The sequence below is a fragment of the Dietzia sp. DQ11-44 genome (assembly GCF_014145205.1).
Taxonomy (GTDB): domain Bacteria; phylum Actinomycetota; class Actinomycetes; order Mycobacteriales; family Mycobacteriaceae; genus Dietzia; species Dietzia natronolimnaea.
Map to the genome: position 1 here is coordinate 1 of NZ_JAALEC010000196.1, position 12,901 is coordinate 12,901.

Genomic DNA, 12,901 nt, shown 5'->3' on the forward strand with positions numbered 1-12,901 from the left:
GGCCCGATCCGCTGGACGCGGATCGGGCCGGGAGCACCCTGTGGAGGCGCCGGAGGCTGTGGAGGACCAGCCGCCGGGTACTACTCCGGGAGGCGGAGTTCGGGCTTGTCGAGCTCCTCGATGTTGACGTCCTTGAAGGTCAGGACCCGCACGTACTTCACGAAACGGGCAGGCCGGTACATGTCCCACACCCAGGCGTCCGACATCCGGACGTCGAAGTAGACCTCACCGTCCGCGGACCTCGGGATCAGTTCGACCGCGTTCGCGAGATAGAAGCGCCGCTCCGTCTCGACGACGTAGGTGAACTGACCGACGATGTCGCGGTACTCGCGGTACAGCGAGAGCTCCATCTCGGTCTCGTAGTTCTCCAGATCCTCGGCGCTCATCTAGTGCTGCTCCTCGAATGCGCCTGGGCGGCGCGACGGACGTTGGCGTACGACATCCGGTGGATGTCGCTGGGACCGAGCTGCTCGATCGCCCTGGCGTGACCCGCGGTGCTGTACCCCTTGTGGGCGGCGAACCCGTAGCCCGGGTACCTCGGGTCGAGGTCCACCATAATCCGATCGCGGGTGACCTTTGCGAGGACACTCGCGGCGGCGATGGATGCGACGACCGCGTCGCCCCCGATCACCGCCGTGGACTGGCATCCGAGCCCGTCCACGGCGAACCCGTCGGTGAGGACGAAGCCCGGTGCCGGGTCGAGAGCGGCCACCGCACGACGCATCCCCTCGAGGTTGCACCGGTGCACACCCCGCTCGTCGATCCGATCGGACTCGATCACCACCACGGACACGGCGGTCGCCCTCCGCAGCACGGCGTCGTGGAGCCGTTCCCGGGTGGGCGGGGACAACTTCTTGGAGTCGTCGAGGTCGGCGAGGTCGGGGGCGAGCCGGTCCCCCAGCACGCATGCCGCCACCACCAGCGGACCCGCGCACGATCCGCGCCCGGCTTCGTCGACCCCGGCGACCGGGCCGAGGCCGCGCCGTCCCAGGGCCGCCTCGAGTGCCAGCCGTCCGTCACGCCGGGTCACCCTGACCCGGCCCGGTCGGACCGGGCTCACCCCGCGTTGATGTCCGGCGAGGGGACGGACCCGATCCGGTTGAACGGGAGGATGATGGCCTGCACCTTGCCGATGATGTTCCCCCCGGGGACGGTGCCCTGGAACTCGTCGCCCATGTGGTAGCGGGAGTCGGCGGAATTGCCCCGGTTGTCACCCATCACCCAGTAGTTGCCCTCCGGAACGGTGACCGGGCCGAACGCGCAGTTGAGTGGGTTGCGTTCGAGTGCGGGCTCCGCGTTGAGGTAGGGCTCGTCCAGGGGCTCCCCGTCCACGAGGAGGCCGCCGTCCGGAGAGCACCCGCCCACGGTCTGTCCGCCCACGGCGACCACGCGCTTGACCATGTCGTTCTGGTCGGGCGGGACGATGCCGATGACCCCTCCGATGTCCTGCAGGGTCCGTATCACCGGGTTGTCCGAACGGATGGACTGGTATCCCTGGTTCCAGGAATCCGGCCCCTCGAACACCACGACGTCCCCGGGCTGCGGATCGCCGAACCGGTACGAGATCTTGTCCACGAAGATCCGGTCACCCGTGCAGCCGGCACACCCGTGCAGCGTGGGCTCCATCGACTCCGACGGGATCTGGTAGACCCGCCCGACGAAGGTCTGGAAGACGAACACCAGCACCAGGGCGATCACCACCAGCAGGGGGATCTCGATGTACCAGGGCTGGCCCTTCTTCTCGGTGGTCCGCGCGTCGCGTCGGCCTCCACCCACGCCTCGAGCCGGGTCCCCGTCTTCTCGGGGGCCCGGCTCGGAGGGGTTCTGTCCAGGTGATTCGGTGCTGCTCACCCGGACGAGCGTAGTCGATCGGCCACCGCACACGGCGGCCGAGTCCGACCCGCTCTACGCGCTCAGCGCTTCTCCTTGATCTTCGCGGCCTTGCCGCGGAGGTTGCGGAGGTAGTACAGCTTGGCGCGACGGACGTCTCCGCGGGTCAGGACGTCGATGTGGTCGATGGTGGGCGAGTGCACCGGGAAGGTGCGCTCGACGCCGACGCCGAAGGAGACCTTGCGGACGGTGAAGGTCTCCCGGACGCCACCGCCCTGGCGGCGGATCACGACACCCTTGAAGACCTGGACGCGCTCCTTGGAGCCCTCGATGACCTTGACGTGCACGTCGAGCGTGTCGCCGGGGCGGAACGCCGGAATGTCGTCGCGGAGAGACTTGTTGTCGATGAAGTCGAGAGTGTTCATTGTGTTCCTCGGATGTCAGGAATTGAGGACAGAGGACCCTGGCGCCCGCCTCCCGGCGGGACGACCGGTTCGTGCCCGGATCAGCGCGACCGTTCGCGGACGCACGGATGCGCCCGGATGATCAACCTCGCTAGTGTGCCATTCCCGGCCCGCCCGCCCCAAATCAGCCCGCGCGGGGCGTCCAGCCGACGGAGGCGAGCGTCTCCAGGTCCGCCGGACGGAGATCTGCGCCGTCGAGCAGCTCAGGTCGGCGCTGCGCGGTGCGTCGCAGTGACTCGTCTCGCCGCCACCGCGCGATCTTCGCGTGGTCGCCGCTCCTGAGCACCGCGGGAACCGGCCGTCCCCGCCACTCCTCGGGTCGGGTGTAGCTCGGCCCCTCGAGTAGCCCGTCGGAGAAGGAGTCCTCCTCATGGCTGCGCTGGTTGCCCAGGACTCCCGGCAGGAGCCTGACGACGGCCTCCGCCATCACCAGGACCGCCACCTCTCCCCCGATGAGCACGTAGTCGCCGATGCTCACCTCTTCCACGTCCATCCGTGTGGAGGCCTCGTCGATCACCCGCTGGTCGATCCCCTCGTATCTGCCGCAGGCGAAGAGCAGGTGACCGCGACGGGCGTACCGGTGGGCGTCGTCCTGGGTGAAGGGCCGGCCGGCGGGAGTGGGCACGATGAGGAGAGACCGTTCTGCGGAGTCGTCCGCGGGCGGGGGTACCAGCTCGTCGAGAGCCTCACCCCAGACCGTCGGCCTCATGACCATGCCGGGGCCCCCACCGAACGGGGTGTCGTCGACGGACCGGTGCACGTCGTGGGCCCACGCACGGAGGTCGTGGACCTCGAGATCCAGGATTCCGCGATCGATGGCCCGCCCGGGCAGCGCCAGACGGAGCGGGGCGAGATAGTCCGGGAACGCGGTGACGACGTCGAGCCGGAGTCGCGGAGCGGGAACCGTGTCGTCGGTCCCCGTCACGAGGTCCCCAGATCGAGTAGTCCCTCCGGTGGGTCGATGACGCACGTACCGGAACCCAGGTCCACCTCGGGCACGATCCGGGTGACGAACGGCACGAGCGCGTCCGCACCGTTCGCGAGGCGCACCGCGAGCAGTTCCCCACCCGGCGTGTGGACGACCTCGGTGACCTCACCGAGTTCTGCCCCACCGGTGTCGAGGGCCCGCAGGCCCACCAGTTGGTGGTCATGGAACTCGTCCGGATCCCCGGTCTCCGGCAACGCCTCGGAGTCCACGAGCAGGAGCATCCCGCGCAACTCGTCGGCGGAGTTGCGGTCCGAGACGCCCTCCAGGCGCACGAGAAGCCGCCCGGAATGATCCCGGGCGGCTTCTACGGTGACCTCTCGGTCCGTGACGTTGTTCCCCTTGCCGGTGCGGCCCAGCAGGCGCTCGCCCACCGCGAAACGGTCACGGGGCGAGTCGGTCCGCACATCCACCACCAGCTCACCGCGGACTCCGTGGGATTTGACGACGCGGCCCACGACGAGTTCCATGGTGTCCTTCCGGTGCGGGTGGGTTCCGAGTGGGACTAGCGGTCGGTGTCGACCACGTCGACCCGCACGTCCGGCCCGCCGACGGCGGAGACGATCGTCCGGATCGCGGAGGCGGTACGGCCGCCGCGGCCGATGACGCGTCCGAGGTCCTCGGGCGACACGGTCACGCGGATCACCGTGCCGCGCCGACCGCCGCTCGACCTGACGGACACCGCGTCGGGATCCGACACGATGCCGCGGACGAGATGGTCGACGGCGTCGACGACCATGTCACTCATCGGACTCAGGCCTCGGCGTTCTCGGCGTCGGGCGACCCGGCCTCGGCGGACTCGGCCTCGGAGGCCTCGGCGGCGGCCTTCTTCGCGTCGTCCTCGGCCTTCTTCGCCTCTTCGGCCTTCTTGGCCTTCTCGGCCTTGCGCTTGGTGGTGATGGCCTCGGCGGACGGCTCGCCCTGGGCCTCCTCGAGCGCCTTGTTGAACAGCTCCAGCTTGCTGGGCTTGGGCTCGGCGACCCGGAGGGTGCCCTCGGTGCCCTCGAGGCCCTTGAACTTCTGCCAGTCGCCGGTGATCTTGAGGAGCGCCTCGACGGCCTCGGTGGGCAGGGCGCCCACGCCGAGCCAGTACTGCGCACGCTCGGAGTCGATCTGGATGAAGCTCGGCTCCTCCTTGGGGCGGTAGAGCCCGATCGTCTCGATGGCGCGTCCGTCGCGGCGGGTGCGGGCGTCGGCCACGACCACCCGGTACTGCGGGTTACGGATCTTGCCGAGGCGGGTGAGCTTGATCTTGACGGCCATGTGGCGTCTCGCTTTCTCTTGCGGGTCACGTGGCGATTCAGCGACTCCCGCACCTGTTGCGGGGCCCGGTTTCGCCTTCCGGGTGACCGCCGTTCGGCGCGGGCACCCGTTCGCGACCAGCACGACGGGACCCACCGGTGACGGCGTCCAGCGCACCAGTCTAAACGCCCCGCCACCGCTGGTACCAATCGGTGCCCGCGCGGCCGACCGGGTCAGCGCTTGGGGAACTTCAGGTCGTTCAGATCGATGCCCTCGAGTCCCGGGGGGAGCTTGTCGAGTCCGGGCGGCATCTGGGACAGATCCGGCATCCCTCCGGGGGGCATCCCCGGCATCCCCGGCATCCCCGGAGGCATCCCCGGCATCCCACCGGGCATCATTCCCCTGTTCTTGGGCTGGGTCGGCCCGCGGCCCTTGCCCTTGCCCTTCTTGCCCTTGCGCTGGTTCTTCCGGCCGGCTCCGGGCATGCCCATCTGACCCGCCATGCGGCTCATCATCTTGCGGGCCTCGAAGAACCGGTCCACCAGCTGGTTGACGTCGGTGACCGTGACACCGGAACCCTTGGCGATGCGCTGGCGGCGGGATCCGTTGATGATCTTCGGATCGGCACGCTCCTCCGGCGTCATCCCCCGGATGATCGCCTGGATACGGTCCAGGTACTTCTCGTCGATGTCGCCGACGGCCGCCTTCATCTCCTTGCCCCCGGGCAGCATTCCCAGCAGGTTTCCGATGGGGCCCATCTTGCGGATCATCAGCATCTGGTCGAGGAAGTCCTCGAGCGTGAGCTCCCCCGAGCCGATCTTGGCCGCGGTCTTCTCCGCGTCCTTGGCGTCGAAGACGGTCTCGGCCTGCTCGATGAGCGAGAGCACGTCGCCCATGCCGAGGATCCGGCTCGACATGCGGTCGGGGTGGAAGACGTCGAAGTCCTCGAGCTTCTCGCCGTCGGAGGCGAACATGATCGGGGTGCCGGTGAGCTCACGGACGCTCAGCGCGGCGCCGCCACGGGCGTCGCCGTCGAGCTTGGTCAGGACGACGCCGGTGAAGCCGACCCCCTCGCGGAAGGCCTCCGCGGTCATCACCGCGTCCTGGCCGATCATCGCGTCGAGGACGAAGAAGGTCTCGTCCGGCTGGACCGCGTCACGGATGCCCCTGGCCTGGGCCATGAGCTCCTCGTCGATACCCAACCGGCCGGCGGTGTCGACGATCACGACGTCGTGCATCTTGGCACGGGCGTGCGCGAGGCCCCGCTGGGCCACGGACACCGGCTCCTGCACGCCGACGACCTCGCCGTCTCCCCCGACGGACGTGCCGGGATGGGGTGCGAAGACCTGCACGCCGGCGCGCTCGCCGACGATCCGGAGCTGGTCGACCGCACCCGGCCGCTGCAGGTCGCACGCGACGAGGAGCGGGGTGTGACCCTGGCCCTTGAGCCAGTACGCGAGCTTTCCCGCCAGAGTGGTCTTACCCGCACCCTGCAGACCGGCGAGCATGATCACCGTCGGGGGTTGCTTGGCGAACTCGATGCGCCGCGCCTGGCCACCCAGGATCGCGGTGAGTTCGGCGTCGACGATCTTGACGACCTGCTGCGCGGGGTTGAGGGCCTCGGACACCTCGGATCCCTTGGCCCGTTCCTTGACGCGCGAGATGAACGTGCGCACGACGGGAAGGGCGACGTCCGCCTCGAGCAGCGCCAGGCGGATCTCGCGCGCCGTCGCGTCGATGTCGGCGTCGCTGAGCCGCCCCTTCCCGCGCAGGTCCTTGAGCGCACCTGCCAGGCGATCGGACAAGGAATCGAACACGGCTACAGCTCCCTGGGTCGCGGGCCGGGGGCGTGGTGGCCCCGGCGTCGTCGACGACGACTGCTCACAGGGTATCGGCACGCCCCACGCCGGGCGTGGCGGGATCGCGCCGGGGAAGCAGCGACTCCACCTCCGTGGCCGTGCTGAGCACCGCTCCGGGGCCGGACAGTGCGAAGACGTCCTCGACCGCGGCGCCGCGGGTCCGCACCACGACCCAGTCGATCCTCGCCCCCTTGCCCAGGATCGACGCGATGACCTTGGCGAACAACCCCGGTCTGTCCTCGGCCCGCACCTCGAGCAGGATGCCGTCGGCATCCGTCCGTCGATTGACCAGGACCGAGGACCTGGCCTGGGGCGGTCCGATCAGGCGGGAGGCGTTGCGTGCGAGCGCGGCCCTCAGCGAGGCCGACACCCCGGAGTCTACCGCCCGGCGCAGGTCCTGGCGGAGGACCTTCGGGTCGACGGGGTCGCCGAAACGGGTGGACACCGTCATCCTCGCGCGTACCCCACCGGGTGGGCGCAGGTCGATCTCCGCGTCGACGATCTCCAGCCGGTGCGCGGCGAGGACCTCGGCCGTCACCGCGAGGGACTTGCCCGAGCCCGGGACCACGAGGGTGATCTCGTGATTGGTCCCCGTCCCGGCGGGGCGCAGGTCCACCACGACGTCGGGGGGGCCGTGCGGCCGGGTGGCGTCGACGGTCGGCGCCTCCACCGCGCCAGGTTGCGACCCCATCCGGTCCCGGCACGCATCGACCAGCATCGCGTGTGCCCTGGCCCTGCCCGGGGTCCAGACCGTCGGCCCTGTGGCCAGCGAATCGGCCTCGGTGAGCGTGGCGAGCACGTCGAAGGCGGTCGCGTCCCGGTCGAGCGTGGCCAGCACGGAGTCGGCCGTCGCCGGGTCCGAGGGGTCACGCCTGGTCGCGGTCACGGCCAGCAGCAGGTGGTGCCGGACGATCCGGACCAGGGTGTCGACGTCGTCGGGATCGAGCCCCATCCGTCGCACGATGGGGCCGACCATCTCTGCGCCCGTCTCGCTGTGGTCGCCCTCGCGACTCTTGCCGAGGTCGTGCAGCAGCGCAGACAGCAGGAGCAGATCTGCGCGCGCGACCGAGGTGGTCAGCCGGGAGGCCTCCACCGCGGTCTGGACCAGGTGACGATCGACGGTGTAGACGTGAGCCCGGTCCCTGGCGGGCAGATCCCTCACCTCTGACCACTCGGGGATCATCCGCTCCCACAACCCGCTCCGATCCAACGCCTCGACGACCGGCACCTGGCCCTCACCGGAGCCCAGCAGGACGAGGAGGTCCGAGAGCGCCTCGGCGGGCCACCGACCCTCGGGGACCGGCGAACGCTCCACCAGTACCCCGAGCGTCGAACCGGCCACGGGGAGCCCGAACCGGGCCGCCGCCGCCGCCACCCGTAGTGGGAGCCACGGGTCCTCGGTGACACGGGCGTTCCTCGCGAGTGCCACCTCACCGGCGTGCTCCACCACGCCGTCGTCGAGTGGTCTGCGGACCGGCGATCTGCGCAGCAGCCCGGTCAGACCGCGGGAGGACAGCGACGCGCACGAGCCCCGGATGGCCTGATCCGCGGTGAACGCGATGGTCCGGGAGGCGTCACTGAGCGCACGGGCGAGGTCGAAGCGATCGCCCAGCCCGAGCGCCAGCCCGACCTCGTCCCCGTACTCGGCGTGCAGTACCTCCCGGGGCCGCCCGCTCACCCGGTGGAGCTCCGTCCGCGCGTCGAGCACGAGCCGGTGCGCGGCCGTCAGCCCTCCGGGGACGACCGGGCGCCCGTCACTGAGGTGTGCGACCGCGAGCGCGGTGACCAACTGTGAATCCCGCAGGCCGCCCACGCCGTTCTTGAGATCGGGTTCACTCCGGTGCGCGATCACGCCGGACCGCTGACGCCGGGCCACGGCGGCGGCCACGAGATCGTCGAACCGGGAGGCGATCTGGTCACGCCACTGGCGCCGGGCGCCGTCGACCACGAGCGCGCCCAGGTCCGCGTCCCCGGCGATCACCCGGGCGTCCAGCAGACTCAATCCCACCGAGACGTCCGCAGCCGCCACCGCGAGACACTGGTCCACGGTCCGGACACTGTGATCCAGGCCCACGCCCGAGTCCCACAGGGGGTACCACATGGCGTCGGCGAGTTCACCGACGTCGCGGTCGGGTCGTCGCTCGTGCACCAGCACCAGGTCGAGGTCGGAGTACGGGAGCACCTCGCGCCGGCCGAGCCCGCCGAAGGCCACGAGGGCGAACCCGGACCCCGGTCCGATCCCGGCCTCCTCCGCGAGCCGTCCGAGTTCCATCTCGTACAACTCGCACAGTGCGTCCCGCAGGTGCGCCGCGGGGAGGTCGGCCGTCGCGGCCGAGAGGATCTGCTCGCGTCCGTCCCGCAGCGCCATGGCCCGCTCACCGTCCCCCGTCAGGCTCACGTCGTCCCTCTTTCCCTCATGAGTGTGTCTCCAGACTGTCGGCCCCGTGTCACCTCGTGGCGGCCACGGTGTTTCGCTTCTGTGAACGCCTGTGCACCCCCACCGAGATCGACGGTGAGGCAGGGGGAATGACTGAGAAACGCGGTCGACCCCGGGTCCGGGGTCGACCGCGCCTCGTGGTGTCGTCGATCAGATCGCGGCGTCGCCCGCCTCGCCCGTGCGGACCCGGACGATGCTCTCGACGTGGGTCACCCAGACCTTGCCGTCGCCGATCTTCCCGGTTCGCGCGGCATCCACGACCAGCTGGACGACCGTGTCGGCGGTCTCGTCGTCGACGACCACCTCGACCCTGATCTTGGGGACGAAGTCCACGGCGTACTCAGCACCGCGATAGACCTCGGTGTGACCCTTCTGGCGGCCGTAACCCTGGACCTCACTGATGGTGAGACCGTGGATTCCCGCCTGTTCGAGTGCTGCCTTGACGTCGTCGAGCGTGAACGGCTTGACGATCGCGGTGACGAGCTTCATGTCAGGGGTTCCTTTCGCAGATGTCGGCTCAACGGATGAGCGCGTTGGTGGAGGCCTCGTACGCGGACTCCGCGTGCTCGGCGCCGTCGATACCGGACTGCTCGTCCGTCTCGTTGATGCGCCATCCCAGCGGGCGGCAGATCACGTAGGCGATCGCGGTCATGATGGCGGTGAAGACGAGCGCCGCCACGGCGATCACGATCTGGACCACGAGCAGCTTCCACCCGTCCGCCGAGTAGAACACGCCGGCATCGGTGTCGAAGGTGCCGGTGGCCAGGAGGCCGATGGCGATGGTGCCCCAGAGACCCGCCACGAGGTGGACGCCCACGACGTCGAGCGAGTCGTCGTAGCCGAAGCGGTGCTTGAGTCCCACGGCGAGGGCACACAGGGCGCCGGACACGGCACCGAGGGCGATCGCGCCGAGGGGGTGGACCGACCCCGCGGCCGGGGTGATGGCGACCAGACCGGCGACGACGCCCGAGGCCGCACCGAGGCTGGTCGGATGACCGTCCCTGATCCGCTCGGTGAGGAGCCAGCCGAGCATCGCGGCGGCCGTGGCGACGGTGGTGTTGATCCAGGCCAGGCCTGCGGCACCGTTGGCACCGAACGCCGAACCGGCGTTGAAGCCGAACCAGCCGAACCACAGCAGACCGGCGCCGAGCATGACGACCGGGAGGCTGTGGGGCCGGAACGCGGTGCGGCCGAAGTCGTAACGCTTGCCGATCAGCAGGACGAGGACCAGCGCCGCCATACCGGCGTTGATGTGGACGACCGTGCCACCGGCGAAGTCGACCGGGGCCACTGCCGCGGTGAGACCGCCCTCACCGTCGTCGACGGTGCCGAAGATCATCGAGGCGAGGCTGTTCTCCGAATGCGAGAGGAGCCCGCCGCCCCAGACCATGTGGGCCATGGGGAAGTAGGCCAGCGTGACCCACACGGCGGCGAAGGTCAGCCAGGTACCGAACTTCACGCGCTCGGCGATGGCTCCCGAGATGAGGGCGACGGTGATGATCGCGAAGGTGACCTGGAAGCCCACGTCGACGACCTGCGGGTAGGCGCCCGATGCGGACGTCACCCAGTTGTCGGCGTCGCCGATCACCCCGGCGAGACCGAACATCTCGAAGGGGTTCGCGAAGAGACCGAGCACGTCCTGCTCGCCGTAGGACATCGACCAGCCCCACAGCACGTAGACGATCCCGACGACCCCCATCGCGCTGAACGACATCATCATCATGTTGAGCACTGACTTCTGGCGGGACATCCCGCCGTAGAACATCGCCAGTGCGGGCGTCATGAGCAGGACCAGGGATGCCGCCATGAGCATCCAGGCCGTGTCTCCCGCATCGATCTCCGTCGTCGCCTCCTGGGCGAGCAACAAGACACTGTCACCTCTCACGGTGAGGTCCTCCTCGTCTCCATGGTGAGCGTTTGTCACTCACTCTCGGTTCAGAAGAATTCCTTTCCGCTGTTTCAGCCGATGCGCGGTCGTGTTTCCGGTCTGTAACGTGGCCGGCCCTGTGGTTCCGATCGTGTGTCCTGTGTACCCGCGCGTCCTAGGTTCCGAGCAGGGCGTCGACGAAGGCATCCGCCGTGAACGGCGCCAGATCGTCGGCTCCCTCGCCCAGTCCGACGAGCTTGACCGGCACCCCGAGTTCGTGTTGGACCTGGAAGACGATGCCGCCCTTGGCGGTGCCGTCGAGCTTGGTCAGCACCACGCCGGTGATGTCGACGACCTCCTTGAACACCCGCGCCTGCATGAGACCGTTCTGCCCCGTCGTCGCGTCGATGACCAGCAGCACCTCGTCGACCGGGGTCTTCTTCTCCACGACCCGCTTGACCTTTCCGAGCTCGTCCATGAGCCCGGTCTTGGTGTGGAGGCGGCCGGCGGTGTCCACCAGGACCGCGTCCACCCCTGTCTCGACACCCCGGGCGACCGCGTCGAACGCCACCGACGCGGGGTCCGCGCCCTCCTTGCCCCGCACGACCTCCGCTCCGACCCGTTCGGCCCAGGTCTGGAGCTGGTCGGCGGCCGCGGCGCGGAAGGTGTCGGCGGCACCGAGCAGGATGTGGCGTCCGTCCGCCACCAGGACGCGGGCGAGTTTGCCGGTGGTGGTGGTCTTGCCGGTGCCGTTGACCCCGACGACGAGGATCACGGCGGGGGTGCCGTTGTTCGGCAGCGCACGAAGCGAGCGGTCGTACTCGGGGTGGAGGTTGTCCACGAGGGCCTGCCGCAACAGGCCCCGGACCTCGGCCTCCGTGCGGATCTGCCTGGTCGCGATGTCCTCACGCAGGCGGTCGACGACGCGCTGGGTGACCGTGGTGCCCAGGTCCGCCATGATCAGCGTGTCCTCGATCTCCTCCCACGCGTCCTCGTCGAGATCACCTGCGCCCAGGAGCCCGAGCAGCCCCTGACCCACGGCGCCCTGGGAGCGCGCCAGCCGACCGCGGAGGCGGTCCAGGCGCCCCTCGGACGGGTCGATCCGCTCGACGGGGGCGACCGGGGAGGGGGCCCCGGTGATCAGCTCGGTCGTGGGGACCGGGACCTCCTCGTCCGGGACCTCCGGCGGTACCACCACCGGTTCGACGGGCGCGGGTTCCACGACGACCGTGTCGTCGCTCGGACCGGGTTCGGTGTCCGGCTCGGGCACGACCGGCGTCTCGACCGACCGGGGGGTCTCGACCGTGTCGGCCGGGCGGGGTGTGTCGACGGGGCGGGGTGTCTCGACGGGGCGGGGCGTGTCGACCTGCGGGGGTGTCTCGACGGGGCGGGGTGTCTCGACCGGCCGGGACGTCTCGCGCGGCAGGGGTTCCCTCGGGGGTGCCGCGGTGGCGGTCCCGCCCGCCTCGGTGAACGAGAAACCCGTCCCCGCCTGATAGTTGCCGGAGCGTTCCTCACGGGTGAGTTCCCTGCGTTCCTCCGGCTTGCTCAGCGAGATCTGTCGCTTCCTGCGGAGCTGCAGACCCACGACCAGCGCGAGCACGGCGAGCAACAGGACGGCGACGACGGCGATGATGATCCAGGTGGTGTTCACGGTGCCCAGTATGGACGACGACCCCCGTCCTCATCCCGGCCCCGGGCGGCGTGGGCGGACCTAGACTGGCGCGCGTTCCCGTAAGGAGGTGTCCGCGCGTGACCGAGGTCGCTGCCCCGCACGTCCCGGTCAGGGCCCGGAGGCCTCACCTCCGGCGTACCCCTGTGTTGCCCACCTGGGCCGCGAAGACGGTCATGGCCGTGACGGGCCTGGTCTTCACCTCGTTCGTCGTGGTGCACATGATCGGCAACCTCAAGGTGTTCGGCGGTGCGTCCGGTTTCGACGGTTACGCCGAGTGGCTGCGGACGCTGCTCTATCCCCTGGTGCCGCACGAGGGGGTGCTGTGGGCCCTGCGGGTGGTGCTGGTGCTGAGCCTGGTGGCACACATCTGGTGCTCGGTGGTGCTCGCGCGACGGTCCCGGGCGTCGGCGGGTCCTCGTCGTCGTCGCACCGGTCTGACCGCCGGTTCCTTCGGCGCGCGATCCATGATGCTGACCGGCGTGGTGATGCTGCTGTTCGTGGTCTTCCACGTCCTGGACATGACCACCGGCACACCGCCCGCC

Annotated in this window: 13 protein-coding genes and 1 pseudogene; 1 reads left to right on the top strand and 13 read right to left on the bottom strand. The window is 69.9% G+C overall.

What is annotated here, in order from left to right:
• Positions 1-80: 80 nt before the first annotated feature.
• The 13 genes from G6018_RS06055 to ftsY form a co-directional block, all read right to left on the bottom strand.
• Positions 81-386 (bottom strand): DUF2469 domain-containing protein, encoded by a 306-nt coding sequence (locus tag G6018_RS06055; RefSeq protein WP_007632861.1) that lies wholly within the window; start codon positions 384-386, stop codon positions 81-83.
• Positions 383-1,030: a ribonuclease HII gene (locus G6018_RS06060; protein ID WP_347237809.1), complete on the bottom strand. Its 648-nt coding sequence runs from the start codon at positions 1,028-1,030 to the stop codon at positions 383-385. Before G6018_RS06060 ends, G6018_RS06055 begins: the two co-directional genes overlap by 4 nt.
• Positions 1,031-1,056: 26 nt before the next feature.
• Positions 1,057-1,776 carry a signal peptidase I gene (lepB, locus tag G6018_RS06065; protein WP_347237811.1) on the bottom strand — a complete coding sequence of 240 codons (720 nt, stop codon included), beginning with the start codon at positions 1,774-1,776 and terminating at the stop codon, positions 1,057-1,059.
• Positions 1,777-1,913: 137 nt separating this feature from the next.
• The gene (rplS, locus tag G6018_RS06070; RefSeq protein WP_017836979.1) at positions 1,914-2,255 is read right to left on the bottom strand and encodes a 50S ribosomal protein L19; all 342 of its coding nucleotides are present in this window, start codon (positions 2,253-2,255) and stop codon (positions 1,914-1,916) included.
• Positions 2,256-2,418: 163 nt separating this feature from the next.
• Positions 2,419-3,219 carry a tRNA (guanosine(37)-N1)-methyltransferase TrmD gene (gene trmD, locus G6018_RS06075; protein WP_179525469.1) on the bottom strand — a complete coding sequence of 267 codons (801 nt, stop codon included), beginning with the start codon at positions 3,217-3,219 and terminating at the stop codon, positions 2,419-2,421.
• On the bottom strand, positions 3,216-3,749 hold the full coding sequence (rimM, locus tag G6018_RS06080) for a ribosome maturation factor RimM (RefSeq protein ID WP_182639168.1): 534 nt from the start codon (positions 3,747-3,749) through the stop codon (positions 3,216-3,218). The genes trmD and rimM overlap by 4 nt, the downstream gene beginning before the upstream one ends.
• A gap of 35 nt (positions 3,750-3,784) precedes the next feature.
• The gene (locus G6018_RS06085) at positions 3,785-4,027 is read right to left on the bottom strand and encodes an RNA-binding protein (protein ID WP_179525471.1); all 243 of its coding nucleotides are present in this window, start codon (positions 4,025-4,027) and stop codon (positions 3,785-3,787) included.
• A gap of 5 nt (positions 4,028-4,032) precedes the next feature.
• Positions 4,033-4,542: a 30S ribosomal protein S16 gene (gene rpsP, locus G6018_RS06090; protein WP_182639169.1), complete on the bottom strand. Its 510-nt coding sequence runs from the start codon at positions 4,540-4,542 to the stop codon at positions 4,033-4,035.
• A gap of 212 nt (positions 4,543-4,754) precedes the next feature.
• Positions 4,755-6,338, bottom strand: coding sequence for a signal recognition particle protein (gene ffh, locus G6018_RS06095; RefSeq protein WP_182639170.1), 1,584 nt, complete (start codon positions 6,336-6,338; stop codon positions 4,755-4,757).
• A 64-nt stretch (positions 6,339-6,402) separates the two neighbouring features.
• Complete coding sequence (locus G6018_RS06100) at positions 6,403-8,778, bottom strand: [protein-PII] uridylyltransferase (protein WP_182639171.1); 2,376 nt, start codon at positions 8,776-8,778, stop codon at positions 6,403-6,405.
• A gap of 189 nt (positions 8,779-8,967) precedes the next feature.
• Positions 8,968-9,306 carry a P-II family nitrogen regulator gene (locus tag G6018_RS06105; protein WP_095716792.1) on the bottom strand — a complete coding sequence of 113 codons (339 nt, stop codon included), beginning with the start codon at positions 9,304-9,306 and terminating at the stop codon, positions 8,968-8,970.
• Between the two features lie 28 nt (positions 9,307-9,334).
• Entirely contained in the window at positions 9,335-10,702 is a 1,368-nt protein-coding gene (locus G6018_RS06110; protein ID WP_347237810.1) for an ammonium transporter, read from the bottom strand.
• 157 nt (positions 10,703-10,859) lie between these two features.
• On the bottom strand, positions 10,860-12,338 hold the full coding sequence (gene ftsY, locus G6018_RS06115) for a signal recognition particle-docking protein FtsY (protein ID WP_182639172.1): 1,479 nt from the start codon (positions 12,336-12,338) through the stop codon (positions 10,860-10,862).
• A gap of 98 nt (positions 12,339-12,436) precedes the next feature.
• On the opposite strand from ftsY, the pseudogene G6018_RS06120 reads away from it, so the two are divergent.
• Positions 12,437-12,901, top strand: a pseudogene (locus tag G6018_RS06120) (succinate dehydrogenase); the annotation flags it as partial.

Excerpts from the sequence above, each read along its gene's own strand:
- G6018_RS06055 (WP_007632861.1), bottom strand. The coding sequence starts at position 386 with ATGAGCGCCGAGGATCTGGAGAACTACGAGACCGAGATGGAGCTCTCG.
- G6018_RS06085 (WP_179525471.1), bottom strand. The coding sequence starts at position 4,027 with ATGAGTGACATGGTCGTCGACGCCGTCGACCATCTCGTCCGCGGCATC.
- rplS (WP_017836979.1), bottom strand. The coding sequence starts at position 2,255 with ATGAACACTCTCGACTTCATCGACAACAAGTCTCTCCGCGACGACATT.
- G6018_RS06105 (WP_095716792.1), bottom strand. The coding sequence starts at position 9,306 with ATGAAGCTCGTCACCGCGATCGTCAAGCCGTTCACGCTCGACGACGTC.
- rpsP (WP_182639169.1), bottom strand. The coding sequence starts at position 4,542 with ATGGCCGTCAAGATCAAGCTCACCCGCCTCGGCAAGATCCGTAACCCG.
- rimM (WP_182639168.1), bottom strand. The coding sequence starts at position 3,749 with ATGGAACTCGTCGTGGGCCGCGTCGTCAAATCCCACGGAGTCCGCGGT.